This window comes from Rhodococcus sp. PAMC28707 (genome assembly GCF_004795915.1).
In the GTDB taxonomy this organism is placed as follows: Bacteria; Actinomycetota; Actinomycetes; order Mycobacteriales; family Mycobacteriaceae; genus Rhodococcoides.
This window is the reverse complement of the sequence record NZ_CP039253.1, coordinates 1,677,013-1,701,281: the sequence shown is the minus strand read 5'-3', so window position 1 is coordinate 1,701,281 and position 24,269 is coordinate 1,677,013. Positions and strand designations below refer to the sequence as shown.

Sequence of the window (24,269 nt, the reverse complement as noted above, 5' to 3'; positions counted from 1 at the left end):
CCGAGTCCTTGAAGGGGCCGTGCAGGTCAGGTGGAACCCGCTCGACTTGCAACGGCAATGAAGTGTGAGCGTTCGGCCGTCAGAGGGGTCGTCGAAGATCAGTGTGTCCGTGTATAGAAGCCCCGGTGCACGTATCTCTGCAGTTCATTGATGCCTCAACCCCTGTGATGTCGTGACCGTGTTGACCACTGCCTGCGCGCTGCTCGTTGTTGGTTAACGTGGACGGATTACACCCCTTTCGCAAAAGGTCGGTTGAATCCCTCGCCGATCACGTGCTGGAAGTGCTGATGCCGTCTGGGACCCCTCGCGCTGCGCCCACTCGTCACAACTCCTACGCCGCCGCGACTAAACAGGGGATTTGATCGATTGCACGATTGTTGCAATCGAACTGAACGGATATGTGTCGACAATGCTTTCCTTGGCCGATTTCTGGAGCCATCCCGGGTACGTCAGGCGGTAGTCATGTCTACGATCGCGCTGCAGTGAGTGGTTACACGGCAAACCATGGGTATTGGGAGAAACCTTTTCTGAGTATGTGACTTTTATTACATGTAAATACTGGGACTGAATTTTTAACCGAATTCATTCAATTGAACGACGGCTGAAACCTGTGAGATGCCCGGTTGTGTTATCGATTCTGACCCGTTGCCCCGCTGGTGATCTCGCGGTAACACACGGTGTCGGTTGCGTAGCGCCTGGCCAATTGGAAGTGGTCGTTCCGGCGCGCACTTTGTCACACCGGGCCCTTAGTATGTGCGAGAGCAATAGCTAGTCGTTGACGACATGCGCTCGAATTCGCGTTCACACTGATCGCGATTCACATTCGGCCTCAGAAATAGGAAGACTCCACCATGCGAATTACCGTGTTCGGAACCGGCTATCTCGGTGCGACCCATGCGGCGTGTATGGCGGAGTTGGGGCATGAGGTCCTTGGTGTCGACGTCGACCCTGCCAAGCTTGCCAAGCTCGAGGCCGGCGAGGTGCCGTTCTATGAGCCTGGGCTCGAAGAGGTTCTCCAGCGCAACATCGCGGCAGGGCGTCTGAAGTTCACCTCCTCCTACGAAGAGGCTGCTGAGTTCGCCGAGGTCCACTTCCTTGGTGTCGGCACACCGCAGAAGAAGGGTGAGTTCGCTGCCGACATGATTTATGTCGACGCGGTCATCGAGCAGCTCGCGCCACTGCTCACCAAGCCTGCAGTCATCTTCGGTAAGTCGACGGTCCCGGTCGGGACCGCTGCCAGGCTCGCGACACGAGCCCGTGAACTCGCGCCGGCGGGCGAAGAGGTCGAGGTGGCGTGGAACCCGGAGTTCCTCCGTGAGGGCTACGCAGTCAAGGACACCCTGCATCCAGACCGTCTGGTGCTGGGCGTGGACAAGGCGCGGCTCGGACGCGCTGAGGAATTGGCGCGTGAGGTGTATGCGCAGCTGCTCGAGGAGCAGATTCCTTTCCTTGTCACCGACCTGGCGACGGCCGAGCTGGTCAAGGCCTCGGCCAACGCCTTCCTTGCTACCAAGATTTCATTCATCAACGCGATCGCCGAGGTCTGCGAAGCCTCAGGTGCCGATGTGACAGTGCTGGCAGATGCCATCGGTCATGATGACCGCATCGGCCGTAAGTTCCTCAACGCCGGCATCGGTTTCGGTGGCGGTTGTTTACCCAAGGATATCCGCGCTTTCATGGCCAGAGCCGGTGAATTGGGTGCTGACCAGGCGTTGACGTTCTTGCGCGAGGTCGACAACATCAACATGCGTCGACGCACCCGCATGGTCGAGCTGGCTCGAGAAGCCTGCGGGTCCCTGCTAGGAGCAAGGGTCGCGGTGCTCGGGGCCGCTTTCAAGCCTGATTCCGACGACGTGCGCGACTCCCCGGCCCTCAATGTCGCTGGTCAGATCCAGCTACAGGGTGCTGCGGTCAACGTGTACGACCCGAAGGCGATGGACAACTCACGAGCCCTGTTTCCGACACTCGGTTACAGCACCTCAGCGCTCGAAGCGTGCGAAGGCGCAGACGTGGTGTTGGTGTTGACGGAGTGGAAAGAGTTCAAGGCGCTGAAGCCCAAGGATCTCGACAGTGTGGTTCGGGCGAAAACCTTGATTGATGGACGAAACTGCCTCGACCCGGTGGAGTGGCGCAATGCTGGATGGACCTACCGCGGGCTTGGGCGCCCGTAAAGCGAAACCCGCATTGTTTATAGCGATTTAACAGTCGCGATAATATCTATCGGGGGCCAAAAGATCTTATGTCGTTCAATTGAATGAATCGGCGACGGTCTCTCGTTTGCACCATCTGGAAACGGGCATAGTGACCGTTAATAAAACGTTCAGCGCCACAATCAATGTTTCGCATAATAGAAAATTTATACATGAGGTGTGGGTTGACTGCCTGTTTCCTTCGCGTCGTGCAGGATGTTGCACAGTGCAGGGAAGCCGATTTTGATGCTGCAATCTGTTTGTCACACTGCAGGATTGCTGGTCAGGGCAGACCGTTCGCGTGGGTGTAACAACGCCCAGTGCGCGTTCGATTAGTGGTGTGTACGGGCTTCTAGACTCGCTACGCTCGCGCTCTGAGTAGTGGGTATGGTAAGCCAATTAGACCGCGTAATTAAACTGTGATTTGACTCACTTGAAGAGTTGATTTTCAGGCAACGTGCGAAAATTTGAATGCGCGAGTAGATCGGGTTGCAGTAAGTGCCTTCATGTCATTGCGTATATGAATCGTCGGGGTTCGCAGGCAATCGTTGACAGTCGTCCCCAAGGCTGTCGAAGTACCGTTAGGAGGGGAGTCGGTGGCAACGCTGGGATCAGTGCAGCAGACTTCGCACACAGGATCGCTGGGCAAGCAGGCGTGGATGGTACGCCGATTGACCTCTCGCCGTGTGTGGGAGCACCAGTACATTGACAGACTCCGAGTTACCGACATCCTTGTTGTCATAGCTGCCGTTGCGCTGGCACAGTTGATCCGGTTCGGTGAACTTCAGAACGCCACGACAGCAATGCTGAGCTACACGGGAGTCTCCGTCGGTCTCGCGGGCCTCTGGATTGCATTTCTCGCCATTTTCCGCACCCGATCGACGAGAGTGATCGGAAATGGTGCCGAGGAATACCGCCGAATCGTTTCGGCCACCTTCCGACTCTTCGGTGTCATCGCGATCCTGTCTCTCCTCTTCAAGATTGACATCGCGCGGCTCTATCTCGCCATCGCGTTCCCGGTAGGACTGTTGTGTCTTCTGGTCAGCCGCTGGGTCTGGCGTAAGGGAGTCGCCGCAAAGCGTGCCAAGGGCAAGTACCAGACCGCCGTGCTGATCGTCGGTAGCCGCAAGGCCGCAGTCTCGATGGCCAAGCAATTCGAGCGTTCTCCTGCGGCGGGCTACAGCGTGGTCGGTATGTGTCTGCCGGGCTTCGAACCCAAGCGTGATGCCGCGATCGTTGATGGCTACGAGATTCCAGTGCTTGGGGATGAGCACAGCGTCATTGAGGCGATAGAGGCTTCAGGCGCAGACACTGTTGCCGTAACTGCTACTGAGCACCTTGGTACTAAAGGCATCCGCAAGATGGTGTGGGACCTGGAGAAGAAGAACGTCGACCTCGTGGTCGCTCCCGGTGTTGTCGACGTTGCGGGCCCACGATTGGTCATGCGACCGGTCGCCGGATTCCCGCTTATTCACGTGGAGAAGCCCCAGTACAACGGCGCGACTCGTTTCAGCAAGACCGCGTTCGACTTTATCTTCGCCACAGTGGTCCTTGTTTTGATCGCGCCGATTTTGTTGGCGACGGCAATTGCAGTGAAGGCAACGAGCCGTGGGCCGGTGTTCTACAAGTCGGAGCGAATGGGTATGAACGGCAGACCTTTCCCGATGATCAAGTTTCGCAGCATGGTTCAGAATGCTGACACACAGGTGGATACGCTACTCGCCCAGAACGAGAGTTCTGGCGGTGTGTTGTTCAAGATGCGTGAGGATCCCCGCGTCACCAAGGTCGGCAAGTTCATGAGGAAGTTCAGCATCGATGAACTGCCACAGTTCTTGAACGTGCTCCGGCGTGAGATGAGCGTGGTTGGCCCTCGGCCGCCGCTTCGTCGCGAAGTGGAAACCTATGACGGAGAGGTTCGCCGCCGACTGCTGGTTAAGCCGGGCATCACTGGGCTTTGGCAGGTAAGTGGTCGATCCGACCTTTCCTGGGAAGAGACTGTGCGACTTGATCTTTCTTATGTAGAAAACTGGTCGATGGTGGGTGACCTGCTCATCATTGCGAAGACAGTGAAAGCCGTGGCAGGAAGTGATGGCGCGTACTAGTCGGGAGCATTCTTGTTTTGTCGGGGAAGAGCTATGTCCGAACATCTGAATCCAATTCAGAATCAACGCCTTTATGGAGAATAATATGAAACGCGCTCTAATTACGGGAATTACCGGCCAAGACGGTTCCTACCTCGCCGAATTGCTGCTCAGCAAAGGCTACGAGGTTCATGGGCTCATTCGTCGATCTTCCACGTTTAACACATCTCGTATCGATCATCTCTACCAGGACCCGCACGACAAGGACGCCAGGCTCTTCCTCCATTATGGCGACCTGAGCGATGGTGCTCGCCTTGTGACACTGCTAACGGAAATTCAGCCAGACGAGGTATACAACCTCGGCGCACAATCTCACGTGCGGGTGAGCTTCGACGAGCCCGAGCACACCGGCAACACCACCGGAATCGGGTCGATCCGATTGCTCGAAGCAGTACGGCTAGCTGGTCTACAATGCCGTTTCTACCAGGCATCTAGTTCTGAAATGTTCGGCGCCACTCCGCCTCCGCAGAGTGAAGAGACGCCGTTCTACCCACGCTCGCCCTACGGCGCGGCCAAGGTCTATGCGTATTGGGTGACCAAAAACTACCGCGAAGCTTATGGAATATTCGCGGTGAACGGAATCCTTTTCAACCATGAGTCACCCCGACGTGGCGAAACCTTTGTCACCCGCAAGATAACCCGCGCTGTTGCGCGGATAAAAGCAGGCATAGAAGAGCACGTATACATGGGCAACCTTGACGCCATACGTGACTGGGGCTACGCCCCGGAGTACGCAGAGGGCATGTGGCGGATGCTCCAGGCCGATGAACCAGATGATTTTGTCCTTGCGACAGGCGGCAGATTTTCTGTGAAGGATTTCCTTGTTGTGGCCTTTGAGCATGCCGGCCTCGACTGGGAGAAGCACGTAAAATTCGATGATCGCTACCTACGTCCGACCGAAGTCGATGCCCTGGTTGGCGACGCAGGTAAAGCTGAGGCCAAGCTCGGATGGAAGGCGACAGTCCACACACCAGAGCTCGCGAGAATAATGGTTGATGCAGACATCGCGGCTCTCGAACACGAGGGAAGGCCGTGGATCGACCGACCCGCTCTGCCGGATTGGGCGTCAGTGGTATGAAAGATCTTTACGTACCGAGACCGTTAGATCGCGGCGAGCCGTTCTATGTAGCTGGGCACCGCGGACTGGTCGGATCTGCAATTTGGCGTCACCTCAAGGAATCGGGCTTCAGTAACCTCCTTGGGAAGTCTTCGTCTGAGTTAGATCTTAAGGACCGTAGCGCAGTCTTCGACTTTTTCGCAGACGCCAGGCCTACGACCGTGGTCCTTGCCGCAGCTAAGGTCGGAGGAATATTTGCAAATAGTAAGTATCCCGTCGACTTTTTATCGGAAAACCTTCAAATTCAAGTAAATGTCCTCGATGCCGCTCTGGCTCAAAGAGTCGAACGCGTATTGTTTCTTGGCTCCTCTTGTATTTATCCCAAATTGTCTCCGCAGCCGATTAAAGAGGAATATTTACTCACCGGACATTTGGAGCCGACTAATGACGCCTACGCAATCGCAAAAATCGCAGGCATTCTTCAGGTGCAGTCAGTGCGTAAGCAATACGGAATGCCTTGGATTTCTGCGATGCCTACGAACCTCTACGGCCCCGGCGACAATTTCTCTCCCGAAACTTCACACGTCCTTCCCGCGTTGATCAGACGTTACGACGAGTCTCATCAATCCGGCATCGACAAGGTAATTAACTGGGGGACTGGATCGCCACGGCGAGAGTTTCTTCATGTCGATGATATGGCCGCGGCATGCATACATCTACTTGAAAATTATGATGGCCCAGAACAGGTCAATATCGGCACAGGGAGGGACGCCACGATTAAACAGATCGCGGGGATGGTTGCCGAAGCTGTCGGCTACGGCGGGGAGACTGTCTGGGATGACACAAAGCCCGACGGCACGCCTCAGAAACTTCTTGACGTATCGAAACTAAGGCATGCGGGTTGGGAATCCAAGATACACCTTAAGCAAGGCATCGAATCTACGGTCGATTGGTACAGGTCCCATCAAAGTGCTATCCGAACGTAACCTGCAGTAACTTCTTAGTGCCACTACCGCGACGGTTGGTTGACACAAAAATGAAGAAAGAGAACGCCCATTTATGTATTCCACAGACGCACCCTCTGACCGAAGGGCCCGTTGGGCGTCAGTCGACCTTTCTCAATCGTCTCCCAGGTATCTGGTGGGCACAGTTGCAGCGGTATATATGCTCGCAACGACCAAGTGGGGTTCATATATAGGGGCGGCTCCGGTTTTCATTACAGACCTATTGGTGCTTACCGCTGTTTGGAGAATATGTACGATACGAAAATATCCTCTAAGGCCAGCGTATATACGCCTAACCCCCGTCCAGGTTATATTACTCTTGTCTCTACCGGCATGGGCCACTATTCGGCTCATAGCGAGTGAATCGTACAAATTTAATACGTTTCGCGACTTCGCCCCATACCTATACGCAGGGCTAGGTCTCATAGCAGCCGTCAGCATGGCACGGTCTGACAGACAACAGCGAGATAGAACTGCACACCTAATCTGGGTAGCGTTGTTAGTTCATTTGTCGTGGGTTTCTCTGGCCGTCGTCGCTCCAAACCTGCCTGACATGTTACCGAGTATAAGTAGCGGAGTTAGGCTGTTTCAGCCTAGAGAGGATATAGACAGTGCGATTCTAGGTGTAACCACATGTGTAGCAATATATCGTTGGGCCCGAACTCGCAGACTAATATATTTCGTGGTCGGTGGGATTTCTTTGATTGATGTCATGCTGATATCCTCTCGCGCGGGCCTCATTGCTACAGTGCTGTGCGGCCTAATTATAGTCTGGATAATAAGGAAGAATGCTTCAGAATCGATAGTGATTGCACTCGCCGCTCTACTTACTCCAGTTGTAGCAATTCTCTCATTCGATACCCTCTTGAAACTTCCGGCGGTATCGCGACTAGTCTCAACCTTTTGGCCTGCCCTAGCAAGCCCTACCCGCGAGGGATATGCCAGCGCTCAAGGAACTACCGAGGCACGGCAAAACGCTTGGTCCGCGGTTGTAGCATATACAGCCGAGAAGTGGGACAGATCGGTGTTTGGCACGGGCTTTGGCAGCGACTTTATGAGAGACTCGGGCGCTGCGAGGCTCTTGCTCGGGCCGCTGGCAGCAGACTCGGGCGTCCGTAGTCCGCACAACTACTTCATAGGAACCTACGCCCGCCTGGGTTTTGTGGGGCTTGCGATTATCGTCGCACTGGTTGTTGTCGCTCTGGTAGTTATTTTTCTTAAGCGCCGTGAAATTCTATCGGAGGAACTTGGAGTACTGGCTTCTGCAGTCGTGATCGCGGTGATTCCTACTGCAGCTTTTGGAGTGACGCTGGAATCTCCGTTCGGAGCAATACCGTTCTTTTGGTCGGTCGGAATACTGATTGGGTATCTCAGGATAAATTCATCGGATCAGACCGCAATCCTAGATCAAGATGACCACTCCCCTAAGGGCGCGACTTGAAAATACTGATGCTGCACAATGACTATCAGCAAGTAGGAGGCGAGACGCATAGCGTCGGGTCGGAGGTTGCAGCGCTCAGGGAACGCGGGCACGAAGTTAAGTTGCTTACTGTTTCAAATACTGAACTAAAGCAACTCGGCAAGCTCCGCGGTCTACAACGAGCCACGACCCCCAAATTCTCATTCGAACTAGTTCGGGGTGCTATCGATCAGTTTCAGCCCGATCTGGTTCACGCCCAGAACCTTTTCCCACTGCTAGGAGCAGGGGCAATCGATGCGCTGCACCATGCGAGTGTCCCTTGGTTTAGAACACTAAGGAATTTTCGAAAACGGTGCCTGTCAGCCAATCTATTTCGTGATGGCAAGATATGCACATCGTGTCAGACAGCGGGCAGTGCTTTTCCGGGCGTAATTCGAGGGTGTTACAGGAATTCAAGTCTACAGTCCGGGGTGGCACTAGTTTATGGTCGTCACGAAATGATGGCTGAACTTCGATACCCTCCACGCGCTTACATCGCCGTTAGTTCAGCAGTCGGTACCGAGCTATCCCATTCGTTGGTTCCTGGAATACCTGTTGTTGTCAAGCCAAATGCAGTCCAGGCGCATAACGGTACGAATCTCCAGCGGTCTGGGATTCTTTATGTAGGGCGTTTAGAGGCACATAAGGGCGTTGACATCCTTTTGTCCATGATTGAATCGATGCCAGAAACTACATTCACCGTAGTAGGAGAGGGGCCTGAAAGCGAGGTGTTTGCGTCCGTACAGGCGAGGTCGGGAAATGTCGTTTGGCACAAACGCCTTGACAATTCGCGAGTCCTGGAACTGATGTCCGCGTCGAGGATTGTAATTGCACCGTCTAAATGGATCGAACCATTCGGCCGAGTTGCAGTGGAGGCGCTCAGCATGGGTGCTCTCCCAATAGTGGGAGATCGTGGGGGGCTTGCGGAGATAGCTGCCATGGTGAACGCTCGATACTCGCTCTCGACGGACCGTTTCGAAGTGTGGGTAGAAACTGCTTCTGAAGTATTGTCGATGGATGCACATGACTTCAGTGCACTTTCCGCGCACTGTCGAAATGTATATGTTAGTAATTACACTACCGCGATAAATGGCTCACAGCTTGAGGACATATATAAACGATTTGCGGACACTGATGACAGATAAAACACACACGCTCATTCGTGGAAGAAAGCTAGTTGGGAACGCAGCGTACTTATTGTTTGGGCAAGTCATGTCCATGCTATCGCCGGCCCTTACTGCAATCTTCGTGGCTCGTAAAATGAGCGTAGATGATTTTGCAACGCTTAGCTATGTCCTAGCTCTAGTGGCAATGGCAACCGCAGTGATGACAGCCGGACTCTCTGGCCTTGCGATTCGAGAAATAACCGCTCAAAATCTAAAGAGTCAGTACTCGGCCAGCGCCAGTATGCGGTCGATCGTATTCCTTCGCGAGACGTTTGCTTGCATTGGTATGATCGGTGTTATTTCGATTTCATTTCTTGGAGGGTTTGGCGGAGATGCTGCTGTTTTGACCGCTGTCGCAGCAATCAGCCTCTTATTCAGAGCATCTGACGCCCTAGAATTCTGGTATCAAGCACACGAAAAAGTTGCGTCCTTCGTACTACTGAGAGGATCAATACTAGCGATTATGATCGGGATTCGCATAGTCCTGATCTATTTGGGCGTCAACTTGCTAACAATCATGTGGAGCATAGTAGCTGAGTCGCTGTTGCTGTCCGTCATTTCATGGATCTACAACAGGCGTTCAAGCTTAAGGGTCTACTGGAAAAGCGTAGGCGGTTCTTCTACCTTAGACCTCTTAAAAATGTCGTGGCTTCTTTTGCTATCGGGATTGCTTACGCAGATGAACATGCGCTTGGGTGTGGTTCTTCTTGAGCACTTTAGCGATAAAAGTGAAGTAGCACGATTTGCGGCCGCCTCTCGTTTGACCGAATTCGCGTTCGTTTTGCCAGTTGTGGTGACGACGGCAAGCTTCCCCCGACTTTTGAAAACAAGAGCTACGTACGGACCTAGATCCAAACAATATTTGTCCGAAGTCGATCGATCATTGCGGCTAGCGTTTTCTGCGGGTTTAGTGTTGTGTGTTGTCGGTGTATTGCTGGCGCCGATCCTAATACCGATAGTCTACGGCGATGGTTATAATTCTTCTGTTCCGGTCCTGCAGCTCACTGTCGTAACTTTACCTTTCATATTCATGGGTGCGGTGCTTAGTAAGTGGTTGGTTGCGGAGAATCTCTTGATGCTATCGACATGGAGGAATGCACTTGCGTTGGTCGTTAATATCGTTCTTATCGCCATTTTTGCACCAAAGTATGGTGCACTGGGTGCCGGCTTTGCCTACTTGTGGTCGTATATCTTTGCGAACTATATTAGCTTCTTCTTTACCCGCCGGTCGCGCGAGATGGCTTCGGCAATGACATATGCGATGGTTTATCCCGTAGTTTTTCCAGTGCGTAGGGTTCTGCGCAGTTGGGCCCGTTCACGAGTAATGGAGGAACGTAAATGAAACAGATACTTCTAACAGGCGTGAATTTTCAGAATCAAGGCGCCTATATGATGTTGGTTGCTGCGGCAGATGAAATTCGCCGGCGAAATATCGGCCAACCTGTTATCGATATTCGCTGGGGTTCCAGGGTTCAGAAACGAAGCGAGGGATTAGGCACACTTATTTCGATCGACGAGTTGCTGGCTTTCCGCTCGCTTATGGCTGATCGTCTGCCTTTCGGGTTGCGTAGTAAGCTTCCTTTTCACACTTACAAAGATATCGATGGTGTTGTTGATGCTTCAGGATTCGCATTTGGTGATCAGTGGTCGCATGCTCGTTTAGACGCTCGAGCCAATAGGTTTCGATTCTTTGCCGATCGTGGCGTCCCAGTTGTTATTTTGCCACAAGCATTTGGTCCGCTACACAGGACCAAGTCGGCTGCAGAGACGGTTCTGGGATCGTCAAAATTGATTTACGCGCGCGATCCCGAGTCCTTTGCGTATCTCCAAGAACTTGACTCGTTTTCGACGGCGAATGTGAAGGTTTCATCAGATTTCACGGTCACCCTAAAAGGAAGGCGGCCTAAGGCGGTGCCACAGGACTGGGGTTCGTCGATCGTGATAGTGCCAAATACCAATATTGTTTCGAGGGGCGACGGTGGTCGCTATCTGGACGTTTTAGCGAAGATTATCCAGGATGCGAATTCAATCAATAGGCCAGTTATTGGCCTAGTCCACGACACAGGTAAGGATCGCGAAATATTCTCTGCACTCGCCGAGCGTGGACTTTCCCTGTCGGTGATAGATGGTTTTGACGGCCTGGAGTCAAAATGGATACTTGGTTCCGCAAAACTTGTAGTTAGTGGTCGTTTCCACGCAACGGTAAGCGCACTATCTCAGGGTGTGCCCACTGTGATACATGGCTGGAGTCACAAGTATGAACACTTAGCTAAGGATTTTGGTGTTCCCGAACTACTGGCGTCGCCATATGACTTGCAAGAGACTGTTACGGCTGTCGCTATAGCTGAGTCGGCTAGTGATATAAATGAAAGACTCTTGGCAAGAAAGCAAGTTCTTGCTGCTGGTGTTGTTCGCATGTGGGATGAAGTAGACGAAACGCTCCGGATGTGATGGCAGTGATTGAAGGGAATTGTAATGCTTAAAAACTGGCTTTCGCTCACACGAGATTTCGTGCGGGGAAATGGAGGTATGGCTGGATGGGCATACCGTGTAGTTACCATCTGGTCGTTTGGTCGTGAAATAGCGTCCTTCCGTGCCGGTCAAGTTCATCATATGGAGCAGCGAAAAGAATCTGCCGAACTGTATTCCCTCCGGCGGCATATTCATATGATCGAAAAGGGTCTTGTGATGCGACCGAGGAGGCCGGTATTTGCTGAGGCTTACATTGAAGAGACCGTCGCCGCATTTGATCATCTAGCTTTGAGTGAATTTGACAATTCCTCGGAGGAGTTCAATTGGTTTGTGTCAGTCTTGGCGTCCTATTTTTCGGCGGTGTCATCTGATTCAAGTCTGCCTATTTCACGGGCGCGGAAGACCTTCGAGGCCCGTTTCGACGAGTCCGCCCTCGACAGGTTCGTGGACTCCCGGTCATCTCCGTTTTCAGTTGGAAGTATATCGGTCTCGACTATCGACCCAATTGATTTTCAGCGGCTACTTTTCGCCCGTAGCTCCGTGCGGTGGTTTCTAGATAAGACGGTTCCGCGGGAAGCGCTTGACCGTGCAAGTTTTGCAGCTTCTGAATCGCCGTCTGCTTGTAATCGCCAGCCGTATCGTATTGTGTTGCTCGATGACCGAGAACTCGTTTCAGTAGTTTCGAAGATACCCGGTGGTACGGCTGGGTATTCTGAGAATATCCCGTGCCTTGCAGTGTTTATCGGCGATTTATCTGCGTTCTCCGAGGAACGTGATCGTCACCTTATTTACATAGATGCGTCTCTCGCTGCTATGTCATTTATCCTGGCGCTTGAAGTTGAAGGTTTGGCTACTTGCTGCATAAATTGGCCGGACGTAGCGTTTCGCGACTCTCAGCTTAGGGAGGCGTTAAATATTAAAGCCTACGAGTCCGCGATAATGTTGGTTGCAATTGGGTACGCGGACCCTCTAGGCGAGGTGCCCTCATCGCGAAAACGTCCATTGGGTCTCATTCGTCAGTATAACGATATCCGATCGTCGAACTAGCCTTACTTTTACTCATTTGGATTGGGAGCGTTATCGTGTCTGAATTTTATAAGCCATTGCTAGAGAGAATACCAGTGGGTAAGGTTGCATTCGACCAATTTAATATGGAGTCGGCCGCAAACTTGGTCAAGGAGCTTGCGATCGCGAAGGTTGGGGTGGCTATTCGGCTATCGAACGCATATTGCGTAGCAATGGCTGCATCAGACCCTGAGTATTGCGCTTTACTGAATGGTCCGGGAATCAACCTAGCTGATGGGTCACCGGTCGCATGGCTGCTAAAGCGTGTATCGATTAATCCCGCAGCTGTTGGTAGGGTCAGGGGGCCGTCGCTGTTTGTTAAGATTTTAGATGAGGGAAGGGCGGTAGGGCTCCGTCATTATTTCTTGGGCTCCACTGAGGATAATCTCCAGAGAATCGAAACTAGGTCGACGATTGAGTTACCTGGAATCAGTATTGCGGGTTCGTATTCACCGCCATTCGGTCCGTTGAACCAAGCATTCTATGACACGTGTGTTTCGAAAGTTCGCAAATCCGGCGCCAATATTCTTTGGGTCGGTCTAGGCTCTCCTAAGCAAGATTACGCTTGTGCAATTTTGGCGTATGAACTCGGCATCCCGTGTCTAGGAGTTGGTGCAGCCTTCGATTTTTATGCAGGAACTGTTCGGGAGGCGCCTGTATTTCTCCAACGGTATGGACTGGAATGGATTTATCGGTTGGCATCGGAGCCGCGGAGGCTCTGGCGTAGATATGTTTTTGGAAACGTCCAATTTGGTATTTCCGTTCTGAGGGAGTTTCGACGTAGCGAAAAATGATTTGAATTTTCTTTTTTGTTGGGGGGGGGTGTCTTGATGCCCTTATTCACCGACTGCTTGTCGAGGTGCGTGGGTAGCGTGCTCTTTGTACTGTTCTCTAGTCATCAGTTCCTGGAAGGGATGTTCTGACTGACGTATCGGGGCCACCGTTTTCATCAACGAATCTATAGTCATGAAGTAGGTCTGCGCGTACAGTGCGCGACATTTTGGTTGACTTTGTTGCAGCCCTCCTTATGCAGTGCACTTCGGTGAGGATCGCGATCAATGCTCGCCCAGTCTGGTGGGTTGTAATGCCAGCGGTTTATTCAGCTAGCGGTGAACGTCGATAGTGGCCAATCGGTGATTTTAGTCCCTGGGCGCATGCAGGATGTAGCGTTTTTCCGCATCAATAGCCAGGCTAAACTCTGACGGCAAGGGCGCCCTCAAGCCAGCTGCTGAGGAATGCCTTAGCCACCTTGGTTCGCATCTAGATGATGATTTTCCAGTATAAAAAACTTGCTTGCAATGAGTGTTTCGGTTAACGATCGCACGGTTCAGTAAGGCATGATGAGTATCATGGCTAAACTTTTACCCAGACGTTCACGATTTCTCGCACCTCGAGAAAAGTTTCTTGCGTTACTGGGTGTAGTCGCATTCACCATTGTGGCGATCGTGGCCACTGTCTTGTACGGCAACCAGCGAGCGAACGAGGTGCAAGCAACTGTCTCAGCGCCTTATGTCGCCCCGGTTGATCCGAACCGGCCGATGTTCACTCTGCCTGAGAATCCTCGGTTGCTAGTTTTGGGGGATGCTTACACATTGGGCGTTAACGCGCAGCCGCGGTCAGAGGGATTTGCCCAAGTTGTCTCCCGCAGACTTGGTTGGCCTAGCGAGATCGATGGTATAGGTGGGACGGGCTTTACGTGGGGCGGCGGGCCGGATGGTATGGATGGGAAAGACTTCATAAGCCGCATAAATCGTCGTGGAGCATCAAGCGATTTCGTGCCGAACGTACTTCTGATTCAAGGTGGCCAGAGCGACCACCTAGCCGCACCGGATTTCCTGAAGGCAAGAGTTGCGGAAACCATTAATGCGGCGCGGACAACGTGGCCCGGTGTGCAAATCATCGTCATGGGCCCATCGCGGCCAATGCCTGGTGGTGAACTCCTGAATCGCGTATCCACCCCAATTGGTGAAACTGCCCTGGAATCGCAGGTTCCTTTCATAAATCCGCTAGGTGCAAAGTGGTTTACGGATGAAAACAGTCAGCAGTATTATGGAGATTCGGACGGTTCGCTTCTGAATGCTAAGGGGCATGCCTACGTCGCTGGTCGAGTTCTCGATTCGCTACAAATAATAGGAGTCCGTAACTTTTAGCACTTAGATCGTGTCAGCTTTCGGTCATTTCGGTTCTCGCCTTTGACGAGGTCTGCATTGGTTTGATGATCGGGCAGTCGCTGAGGAACCGTCAGCCACACGAACGTTCCCAGCAAGGAGATGCTCGACGGTATCGCGCAAGGCTGGCCGACCGTGCTGGCAAACCTCAAGTTCTACTTGGAAACTGGGACGACGCTGCCGAGCGAGGTCTGGCAGATGCAGAACGGAACTGAACTCGCCGCCACCGAGAGCTAGGGAGAGGGAAGATCCCATGAGCTCCGATTTCGCAACCCTCCACCCCGGCCTCGAAGCGCGATGAACTGCCATAAGGCAAAGCATCCGCACAATGACGGGACCACCGACGTGATGCGCCGGTGGTCCGAGGGTTGATCGAGCGCAGCGTCCACGGGCGCTCGAGACTCACACTGAGATCGGCTCTTTCGCTGCCATGATCAGTTGAGACCTTGTAATCGTTAGGTGCCCGGATTGAACGGATTGATGCCGTTCTGGAGTTGATAGAAGAATCCCCAAACCGCGTAGTAAACCGGGTACAGCCAGTTGGGCACCCACTCAGGCGTAACCGGACCACTGCCGGGACTTGCATTGGCTACACCCGAAGTGACGAACAAGATCAACGGCACCGAAACCGCAACTGTGGCAACTCTCAACTTGTTCATGCTGGAGCTATCGCGCAGAACGAGTGCACGTTACAAGACTGAACCGACCCGGCTCCGCCGGTGCTGTCAAAGGACAAGAGACGCTTGACGTGAGCTGTCGGATGAAACGATCGATGCCGCAACCACCTTCACCTGCAGTGCTAAGGGCACAATTCCTGTCGAGTCTGGTTCCAGAACGGGAACAGCTGCGCACTGGTGGCGTCAGGGTGATCGCGCTGAGCGAGATCGTTGAAGTCCAGGACGGTTGTTCCTGCGGTGCGGGCAACCCCGCACGCCTGCAAACTCAGTTTCGCGGAATCCACGAACCCGATGTCGGCGGCGTAGGGCCCCAGCACGCCCGAGTCGACGAAGGATTCGAGTCCGTTCCCCCACATGTTGTACTCGGTTTGAAGGTCGAAGTCGCACGGCTGCCCGAACAACGAGCTGCACGTCGTCGGCTGACCTTGGATCACGAACGATTCATCGGCGAGGGTGGGCGATGTGGTGTCCCGGGATGAATTGATCACCGCGAGCAAGACGATGAAGAGCACCGCGAAGAAGCAGACGAAGATCAGCACGTTCAGGATTCGTTTCATCCGCAATCACCCGTCCTACCGTGGACATTTCGAGACCGAGTCTTCATCCTGCCGGATCGGGGCTCTGGCGCGTGTGGCAACCGTCAATCCAGCGTCTCGGCGTGCACCCGCGGCCAGTTCTCGGGCCAGTGTCCCGGCTCTGGCACTACGGCGAAATATGCGGCGGTTGCCATATCGAGCAGATTGACGATGAAAGAGTCCAGGTCGAGCCTCCCTGGGGCGTCCGCTGGCATTCTGGTGCGCGCAGCGAATGAGGCGATGACAAATTTGGTGATCAGCCGGACACGTTCGTCGAGCACATCTGGGGGGACGCTGGGAAGGCTGCGACGGATCTGGTTCATGGCGCTGGCGCTCGACGGGATGTAGCGCGATTCCGGCATGCTGCCAGGCTCTTCGTAAACGCGGGCCATGATTTGGATGAAGCGGCGGCCACGTTCCGAGCTGAGCTTCTCCGCGTAGGGGATGGAGAGGGCGGCGATCGCGTCCCGGACGGCGGCGGGCGAGGACTGATCGCCGCTGCATAGCTGTTGGGTGCACTCGTCCACCCGCTGCCGGACATCCGCCATGTGTGCAGCCACGATCTGCTCGAGCAGCCCTTCGCGGGACCCGAAATAGTAGTGCACCGCAGAGTCGTTCCGTACGCCCGCGAGCGTGTTCAGCTCGCGCAGACGCACACCATTCGGACGATTGTCCGCAAACAGAGTCTCGCCCGCCCGCATCAGTCGCTCACGCGCCGAATCAGGCTCGGCACTCAGTGGATGAATGCTCATGGTTGACAGCCTAACGAACTCCGTTACTATGACCTACATCACCCAGTTAACGAAACTCGTTAACGTATCCGGATTAGTTCGGGTCGGTGCCTGGTGCGCACCGATCGGTCTACCAATCTGCCCGTGAGGATTCGATATGAACCTGCCGAAGGGGATCGACGTCACCGATCCCGCGCTGTACAACAACGGGATTCCCCACGAGCTTTTCGCTGAGTTGAGGAAGAACCATCCGGTGTGGTGGAACGAGCAGCCCAGTGGTATCGGCGGCTTCGAGGACGAGGGCTACTGGGTTGTCTCCACTCACGCCCTGGTTCAAGAGGTGTCCCGGGACAGTGACCTGTACTCCTCGTGGGAGAACACCGCCATCGCTCGCTACTCCGACCATGTCCCACGCGCAGCCATCGATGCCAATCGCGGAATCATGCTGAATATGGATGCGCCGGAGCACACTGCGCTGCGGAAGATCATCTCCCGGGGCTTCACCCCCCGAGCTATCGCCAAGCTGCGCGATGCGCTGTCCGCCCGCGCCAACAAGATCGTTGCCGACGCACTGACTGATGGCACTGGAGAGTTCGTCGCAGATATCGCGGCCGAGCTTCCGCTGCAAGCGATCACAGAACTCATCGGAATTCCTCAGGAGCAGCGCCACAAGGTCTTCGAATGGTCCAACATCATGACCGGCCGCGATGATCCGGACATCATCGGCGATCCCGTCGCCGCGATCGGCCAGGTCATGCAGTACTCGATGGGTCTGGCGGCGGACCGGCGGGAATGCCCGGCAGAGGACATCGCGACCGCGCTGGTCCGCGCGCAGGACGAGGACGGTGCGCTCACCGACTTGGAATTCGGCTACTTCGTGGTGCTGCTGATGGTCGCGGGCAGCGAGACCACCCGAAACGCCATCACCCACGGCATGATGGCTTTTCAGGACAACCCCGAGCAGTGGGAGACGTTCCGCCGCGAGCGGCCCAAAACTGCCATCGACGAGATCATTCGGTGGTCCAGCCCCGTGTTTTCCTTCCAGCGCACCGCCACCCGGGATACCGAGTTGGGTGGGCAGTCCATCGGCAAGGGCGATCGCCTACTGATGCTCTATGCCTCGGCCAACTACGACGAGACCGTGTTCGAAGATCCCCACACCTTCGATATCGGCCGCGACCCGAATCCGCACCTGGGTTTCGGTGGCACCGGCGCGCACTACTGCATCGGTGCAAACCTCGCCCGGATGGAGATCGAGTTGATCTACGACGCTATCGCCGAACAGATGCCGGATATCAGCGTGATCGGGCCCCCGAGCCGGCTGAACTCCTCGTTCATCAACAGTGTGAAATCGCTGCCGGTGAGCTACGGGACATGCCCGGTGCAGCCGCGATGACCGCGACACACGAACGCACGGCAGTAGTCACCGGCTGCGCAACAGGAATTGGTGCCGCCACCGCAGCGAAGTTGGCCGCGTCGGGAGTACGAGTGATCGGCGTCGATATTGCCTACGCTGATGCGTCCTCGATGCCAGGGGTCGCCACTCTGATCCAGGCCGACCTGTCGACGCGGGACGGTGTGTGCGAGGTTGCCGATGCCATCACCGAGCCAATCGACGTTCTGGTCAACAACGCGGGGGTCGCTGCAACCCGCCCGTGGCGGCAGGTGCTTGCGGTCAACGCACTGGCACCGCGGGATCTGACGCGGTTGCTGCTACCCAAGTTTCGTGAGTCGGCCGCAGTGGTCACCACGGCATCCCAGGCCGGTTTCGCCTGGCGGTCCAACTATGCGCGCGTCAAAGCATTTCTGGCGCAAGAGGATTGGGATCAGGCATATGCACTGTTCGACTCCCACCCGGACATTCAAGGCGCGTGCTACCAAATATCGAAGGAAGCCGCAGTGGTGAATATGCTCGCTACCGCCACCGAAAACCGTGCCATCGGGCTGCGGGCCAACACCGTCTCACCGGGCACCGTGCAAACCCCGCTGCTGGAGGATTTCACCGAGGCAATGGGTGCCGACGCGATCGCCGGGGCCCGAGACTGGTCCGGCCGCCATGCAGATCCAGGCGAGATCGCAGACGCCATCGTGTTCTTGTCCTCACCGTCCGCCAGCTGGATCAACGGCGTGGACCTACCCGTCGACGGCGGCTACGGCGCGCAGATCTTCACCCTGATGAACCCCTTGGGAGGCAACACATGACACAGGAAATCGGATCCGTCTTGACCTCGGTCAACCCGGCCACCCTCGAGGTCGTGGCTGAGACCACCATCTCGACCCCGGTCGAGATCGAGAAAACAATCGCCGCGGCAACCGCCGCCCTGCCCACGTGGCGACGCAGCCTTCCCGCCCGGCAGGACCTGGCTCGACTCATCACCGAGCAAATCCACGCACACGCCGACGCGTTGGCCGAGTTGCTTACCCGCGAGCAAGGGAAACCGCTGGCCGAGGCCAAGCAGGAGATCTGGATCGCCGCCGAGGCTTTCCGCGCGGCCGCGGATGTGGAGTGGGAGACCAGCCGGACCCAGCAGGTGCTCGGTGGGCACCACGCCACCGTGGTGCACGCCCCGTACGGCGTCATCGCCGCGATCGTGCCCTGGAACTTTCCTATCTACTTGGCAGCAGCCAAGATTGCACCGGCGTTGATTGCCGGAAACACCGTCATCGTCAAGCCGGGGGAGACAGTATCGAGGGTGGTCACCGAGTTCGTCGAGATTCTGTCCTCCGTCCTTCCCGAGGGTGTGATCGGGTTGGTGGCCGGCGGGCCCAGCGTCGGGCAGGCATTGGTGACGGACCGCAGGGTGCGCAAGGTTTCGTTCACCGGATCGACGCAGATCGGCCGGGAGATCATCCGTCAGTCCGCGGAAGCCGTTACGCCACTGACGCTCGAACTCGGAGGCAACGACCCCGCGATCCTGCTCGCGGATGCCGACATTGCTCAGGCAGCAGAGCGACTGGCTGCAGGGGCGTTCATGAATGCGGGCCAAATGTGCATCGCACCCAAGCGCGTCTACGTTCCGCGCGCACAGCACAGTGATTTCACCGAAGCACTCGCAGTACACGTGCGGCAGCGTGTCGTCGGCGACGGCCTGGAATCCGGCACCACCATGGGTCCGCTCCACACCCGGGCGCAGCGCGACTTCGTCGAGAAGCTGATCGCGGACGCGATCGCGGGTGGGGCGCGCGTGGTCACAGGCGGTCCGTCCGCTGCGAAAAGTGAACTGCCCGGCCACTTCCTGGCACCCACTGTGTTGACGGACCTCGGTGACGATGCCGATGTAGTCAGGCTCGAGCAATTCGGTCCAGTGCTGCCGATCATCGCCTACGACAACCTGGACGAAGTCCTCACGCGCATCGACGGCCAGGAGTTCGGTCTCGGTGCGTCGGTGTGGTCCGCCGACACCGACCGGGCCTGGCAGGTGGCCGAGGGAATCGAGGCCGGCACCGTGTGGATCAACAAGCACAACGCCCTCGATGTGAACGTGCCGTTCGGCGGGGTCAAGGCCAGCGGCTTCGGCCGCGAGGGTGGCCGTGCCGGCATCGACGATTTCCTCATCACCCGTGTCATCAATTGATCGAACGACCGCTATCGAACGTCTAGTCGTTCTTACCTCGAAATGGAGCACTCTTCATGGCTGTTGAAAATATGTCCAGCGACGCTGCCCAGGATCTCGAAGATGCGTATGTGTACGCCTACCCCTTGGTGCTGATGGACACCATCCGCGCGATGGTGACCAACACCGAGACCCCCACCGCAGATCGCGCGCCGCTCAACCAGTTGTTCCACTCCCGAGATTTGGCGACCCCCGCCCTCCACAGCCTCACCCGGCCCAACGTGGACACGTTGTACTCCCAGGCCTACCTTGACCTGGGAGAAGAGCCGTACCTGCTGTTCAAGCCGGAAACTGACCGGTACTGCTCGATTCAACCGTTCGATGGCTACTCGAACACCCCGGCGGTGCTCGGCACCGGGGGCGTCGGCGGAAACGACGCAGTCACCTACGCACTGATCGGTCCACGATTCGACGGTGCGTTGCCGGAAAATGTCATCCCTGTCCCGGTGTCGACCGACTTCGTCTGGCTGCTCCTGCGCGTCCGGTGCTACGGGCCCGAGGACCTCGCGGAGCCGCGCAAAATCCAAGACTCGATGGACCTGTATCCGCTCTCGCAGCACGGCGAAGAACACACCTACCCACGCGGGAGTTACACGCCCGATCTCGACTATGTACCCGTCCAACATCTTCAGAAGATGGACGCAAGCGAGTACTTCGATCGCTTCAACAGGCTGGCAGCCGGCAACCCGGGTGCCCCAGAAGATCAGCCGGCCCTGGACGGATTCGCCGCATTGGGCATCGGAGCCGGATTGACATTCGATCTGGCCGCCCTTCCGGAATCCGTCCGAGAACGAGCCGGTCAGCTGCCTGGTTTCATGGGCGGTAGCAAGGTCAACGAGAGCCGCCGAGTCACGGCGATCGATGGTTGGATCTACCTGGACGAGTCCATCGGAAATTTCGGGACCAAATACCTCTACCGCGCCAGAATTGCGCACGGCGGATTCGCCAACCCCGTCGATGTCACGGCCTATCCGTCGACGCAGGTGGACTCGGGCGGAGAGCCGCTCACCGGCACAAAGACCTACAATCTTCATTTCGAGCCCGGCCAGTTGCCGCCATACGGTGACTGGGGCTGGTGGTCCCTCACCGCCTACTCCGCATCCGGACAGTTGTTCGACAATGAACTCGATCGCTATGCACTCGATGACAGTCAGGATCTGACGGCCAACGATGATGGCTCACTGGATCTTTGGATCAGTGCCACAAATCCGGGGCACGGTCGTGAGCGCAACTGGCTGCCCGTCCGCCCCGAGAATTTCGGAATCACCCTCCGCATCTACTTCCCACACGTCAGCGTCAACACTCATGACTGGATGCCGCCCAAGGTGACGGTAGTTCCCAGCACCGAGCCGCGAGCGATATAGCAATGAATCGAATCATTCCGTGGCGCGGAGACAGGCTGCCACACTTGAATACTGGGGGACCGGTGACTGAACGCAGAATTTCCAGTACGCCTCGACTGAGCGGTGCTTTCGTGCTCGCGGCAGCGACCGCACTCTTGTTGAGTTCATGCGCGTCGAGTGAAGAGTCGGCTACCGGCGACGCGTTGGCCGGCGTGAGCGGGCCGGTCGGAACCCAGACTGATGCCGGCGAACCCGTAAGCGGTGGCACCTTGTCGTTCGGCTCGCTGGCACTGCCCGCAACCCTGGACCCCGCACGCACCATGGCGACCGGTTCGACCGGTGGCACCGAGATGGCAGCAATCTACGACGTGCTCGTGCGCTTCGACGGTCAAGGCGGCGAGTTCGAACCTCAACTCGCCGAGGACCTCACCGTCAGCGAAGATGGTAAGACGTGGACGTTGACCTTGCGGGACGGGGTGACCTTCAGCAACGGCGAAAGCCTTGACGCCGAAGCGGTTCGGTGGAGCATCGATCGGTACGTCGCCAATCGTGGTCCCGACTCTCAGCTGTGGAAGAACGCTGTCTCGTCGATATCGGCACCCGACGACTCGACCGTGATCTTCGAACTGTCCACTCCCTGGGCCACATTCCCGAATATGTTGGCCATGGGCCCGGGCATGATAGTGGCCGCGCAGTCCGATGGAGCGGAGAACTTCACCCCGATCGGGGCCGGACCCTTCGTGCTGGAATCGAACAAGCCGAACGAGCAGATTCAGCTCGAACGACGCGAGGGCTATTGGGGTGGTGACGCGAAACTCGACGGCATACGTTTCCTCCCCTCGGCAGGCGGCCAACAACAGTTGGACATGTTCAACACCGGCCAGCTGGAGATGTTCTTCACCGTCGAGGCCGGCATCGTCGCTGACGTCGTCGAAGCGGGTAACCCCGGCTATCTGAATGTGATGAATGCCGGCAACGACGTGTTGATCAACAACGCCGAAGGCCGCCCCGGGTCGGACCTGAGGGTGCGGCAGGCACTGATCAAAGCCGTCGACCCGGTCGCATTCGACGAGCGGACTCAGGACGGGATCGGCCGTCCGAGCGTCGCGTTGTTCTCGGAGGCGTCGCGCTGGAACACAGGCGCCCCGGCCTCGAAGTACGACCCCGAAGGTGCTCGCTCGCTGCTGGCAGAAGCCAAAGCAGACGGCTACGACGGCAAGATCACGTTCACAACGCGCCAAGCACCAGAGGCGCAGGCCAGGGCACTTGCGATCCAGGCGATGCTCAACTCCGTCGGATTCGACGCAGAGGTCGAGTTCTTGAACTCCACCAGCGACATCATCCGAGTGATCAACGTCGAGAAGAACTACGACCTGGGCCAGTCCGCCCTCAGCATCCGCGATTCGGCCCCGTTCCTCAAGCTCTACTCCGTCTTCCACAGCAACTCGACGGGGAATGCCTCCGGGTACTCGAATCCAGCAATGGACGAGTTGCTGGGCACACTGCAAAAGGCAGGTACACCGGAGGAAATTCAATCAGCCATCGATGATATCGAGTCGCTGGCCACCGACACGGTACCTACTCTGCCGCTGGCAGCGCAGGACAATCTGGTGGTCTGGCAACCCGAAGTTCAGGGCGCATCCCATAGTTTCGCCGACATCATGCTTCTCGACGAAGTCTGGCTCTCCTGAGTATCAGCGCCTAGGTGGACACTCAGAGCTTTCCCGCGGCGATCAGTTCGACCGGATCGGAAAGATCGACCGTGCCGAGGTAGCCGCCGCGCTGCGCGACCGCATCATGCACGCCGAATCCCAAAAGATTCTGCGACTCGCGCGGCAAGGCGCGCACCTGCTCCATCGGTATCGACAAGACCTGGTTCTCCTCGGTTCGCAGCCACCCCACGCAGTAGCTGATGTGCAACCCGCGACGCCACTGATCGGCGGTGGTGTTCGCGCCGGCAGCGTGGAAGGTCGAACCAAGGTAGATGATCCCCGAGCCTGCCTTCATCACCGCTGGAATCGCCTCGGCCTCAGTCGGTTGGCGCTGCGGATCCCACAAGTGACTGCCCGGGATCACCCGGGTGGCACCGTTCTCCGCAGTGAAGTCACGCAGCGCCACCACGGACGCCAACTGAAGGGTCGGCCGCGGCTTGGGTACATGGACCCAGACGGCTTCGTCGCGGTGGAGATATTGGGCAGTCCCCCCGGGGCCGCGATTGAGTACCTGGCCGAGATTGAGCTGATAGGCCGCGCAGTTCGGTAGCAACACCGCGTCGCACACTCCACGATAAATCGGGTGGGTGAGCACCTCGGTGGCAAAAACCGTGGACTTTGCTGCCAGCCCAGCCAAGTGCTCAGTGTGTTCACCGAAAAAGTCCGCCACCACGGCATTGACGAACCCACGCTCCGCACCCTGCGCTCTCTCGCTCAGGTGGTAGTCGAGTTCGGCATTGAAACGGGTGAGGAGGTCCTGGTCCAGCAGGTCTTCGACAATCACGACGCCATGCTCTTGCAGAGCGTCGGTGATTGACTGCATCGACTCCGAGGCGTGAAGGCGGGGCGGCTGCGTCATGATCGGCACTCCTTAGATATACGAGACATTCAAGTAG

The 24,269-nt window shown here is 56.4% G+C and carries 19 protein-coding genes; 15 read left to right on the top strand and 4 right to left on the bottom strand.

The annotated features are described in order from the left end of the window. Positions 1-851: 851 nt before the first annotated feature. The 10 genes from E5720_RS07655 (at position 852) to E5720_RS22265 (ending at position 14,958) form a co-directional block, all read left to right on the top strand. On the top strand, positions 852-2,171 hold the full coding sequence (locus tag E5720_RS07655; RefSeq protein WP_136170161.1) for a UDP-glucose/GDP-mannose dehydrogenase family protein: 1,320 nt from the start codon (positions 852-854) through the stop codon (positions 2,169-2,171). Between the two features lie 677 nt (positions 2,172-2,848). Next, on the top strand, positions 2,849-4,291 hold the full coding sequence (locus E5720_RS07650; protein WP_136172516.1) for a sugar transferase: 1,443 nt from the start codon (positions 2,849-2,851) through the stop codon (positions 4,289-4,291). Positions 4,292-4,376: 85 nt separating this feature from the next. Next, complete coding sequence (gene gmd / locus E5720_RS07645; RefSeq protein ID WP_136170160.1) at positions 4,377-5,408, top strand: GDP-mannose 4,6-dehydratase; 1,032 nt, start codon at positions 4,377-4,379, stop codon at positions 5,406-5,408. Further along, positions 5,405-6,373, top strand: coding sequence for a GDP-L-fucose synthase (locus tag E5720_RS07640; protein ID WP_136170159.1), 969 nt, complete (start codon positions 5,405-5,407; stop codon positions 6,371-6,373). The genes gmd and E5720_RS07640 overlap by 4 nt, the downstream gene beginning before the upstream one ends. Before the next feature lie 700 nt (positions 6,374-7,073). Then, positions 7,074-7,832 carry an O-antigen ligase family protein gene (locus E5720_RS21610; protein WP_168708302.1) on the top strand — a complete coding sequence of 253 codons (759 nt, stop codon included), beginning with the start codon at positions 7,074-7,076 and terminating at the stop codon, positions 7,830-7,832. A 1,152-nt stretch (positions 7,833-8,984) separates the two neighbouring features. Continuing rightward, positions 8,985-10,358, top strand: a complete 1,374-nt coding sequence (locus E5720_RS07625; protein ID WP_168708301.1) for a flippase — start codon at positions 8,985-8,987, stop codon at positions 10,356-10,358. Further along, positions 10,355-11,467 (top strand): polysaccharide pyruvyl transferase family protein, encoded by a 1,113-nt coding sequence (locus E5720_RS07620; protein ID WP_136170155.1) that lies wholly within the window; start codon positions 10,355-10,357, stop codon positions 11,465-11,467. The genes E5720_RS07625 and E5720_RS07620 overlap by 4 nt, the downstream gene beginning before the upstream one ends. A 78-nt stretch (positions 11,468-11,545) precedes the next feature. Beyond that, positions 11,546-12,535 carry a nitroreductase family protein gene (locus tag E5720_RS07615; protein ID WP_168708300.1) on the top strand — a complete coding sequence of 330 codons (990 nt, stop codon included), beginning with the start codon at positions 11,546-11,548 and terminating at the stop codon, positions 12,533-12,535. Positions 12,536-13,998: 1,463 nt separating this feature from the next. Next, positions 13,999-14,703, top strand: a complete 705-nt coding sequence (locus E5720_RS07605) for an SGNH/GDSL hydrolase family protein (RefSeq protein WP_168708299.1) — start codon at positions 13,999-14,001, stop codon at positions 14,701-14,703. Between the two features lie 120 nt (positions 14,704-14,823). Further along, positions 14,824-14,958: a hypothetical protein gene (locus E5720_RS22265; RefSeq protein ID WP_281727915.1), complete on the top strand. Its 135-nt coding sequence runs from the start codon at positions 14,824-14,826 to the stop codon at positions 14,956-14,958. Between the two features lie 218 nt (positions 14,959-15,176). Here E5720_RS22265 and E5720_RS07600 read toward each other — a convergent pair whose 3' ends face one another. From E5720_RS07600 to E5720_RS07590, 3 genes are all read right to left on the bottom strand, one after another. Next, the gene (locus E5720_RS07600; protein ID WP_136170151.1) at positions 15,177-15,380 is read right to left on the bottom strand and encodes a hypothetical protein; all 204 of its coding nucleotides are present in this window, start codon (positions 15,378-15,380) and stop codon (positions 15,177-15,179) included. Positions 15,381-15,520: 140 nt separating this feature from the next. Then, on the bottom strand, positions 15,521-15,955 hold the full coding sequence (locus E5720_RS07595; RefSeq protein ID WP_136170150.1) for a hypothetical protein: 435 nt from the start codon (positions 15,953-15,955) through the stop codon (positions 15,521-15,523). 83 nt (positions 15,956-16,038) lie between these two features. Further along, positions 16,039-16,725: a TetR/AcrR family transcriptional regulator gene (locus E5720_RS07590; RefSeq protein WP_247596217.1), complete on the bottom strand. Its 687-nt coding sequence runs from the start codon at positions 16,723-16,725 to the stop codon at positions 16,039-16,041. Positions 16,726-16,861: 136 nt separating this feature from the next. Between E5720_RS07590 and E5720_RS07585 the strand changes: the two genes are divergently transcribed. The 5 genes from E5720_RS07585 (at position 16,862) to E5720_RS07565 (ending at position 23,352) form a co-directional block, all read left to right on the top strand. After that, positions 16,862-18,100, top strand: a complete 1,239-nt coding sequence (locus E5720_RS07585; protein ID WP_136170149.1) for a cytochrome P450 — start codon at positions 16,862-16,864, stop codon at positions 18,098-18,100. Next, positions 18,097-18,906, top strand: a complete 810-nt coding sequence (locus tag E5720_RS07580) for an SDR family oxidoreductase (protein ID WP_168708298.1) — start codon at positions 18,097-18,099, stop codon at positions 18,904-18,906. Before E5720_RS07585 ends, E5720_RS07580 begins: the two co-directional genes overlap by 4 nt. Continuing rightward, a complete protein-coding gene (locus E5720_RS07575; protein WP_136170147.1) occupies positions 18,903-20,279 on the top strand; it encodes an aldehyde dehydrogenase family protein in 1,377 nt (458 codons plus the stop codon). The genes E5720_RS07580 and E5720_RS07575 overlap by 4 nt, the downstream gene beginning before the upstream one ends. Positions 20,280-20,335: 56 nt before the next feature. Then, a complete protein-coding gene (locus E5720_RS07570; RefSeq protein WP_136170146.1) occupies positions 20,336-21,682 on the top strand; it encodes a DUF1214 domain-containing protein in 1,347 nt (448 codons plus the stop codon). Positions 21,683-21,744: 62 nt separating this feature from the next. Then, entirely contained in the window at positions 21,745-23,352 is a 1,608-nt protein-coding gene (locus E5720_RS07565) for an ABC transporter substrate-binding protein (RefSeq protein ID WP_168708297.1), read from the top strand. A 22-nt stretch (positions 23,353-23,374) separates the two neighbouring features. Here the strand turns inward: E5720_RS07565 and E5720_RS07560 are convergent, their stop codons facing one another. Further along, positions 23,375-24,232, bottom strand: coding sequence for a phytanoyl-CoA dioxygenase family protein (locus tag E5720_RS07560; RefSeq protein ID WP_136170144.1), 858 nt, complete (start codon positions 24,230-24,232; stop codon positions 23,375-23,377). Positions 24,233-24,269: the final 37 nt, after the last annotated feature.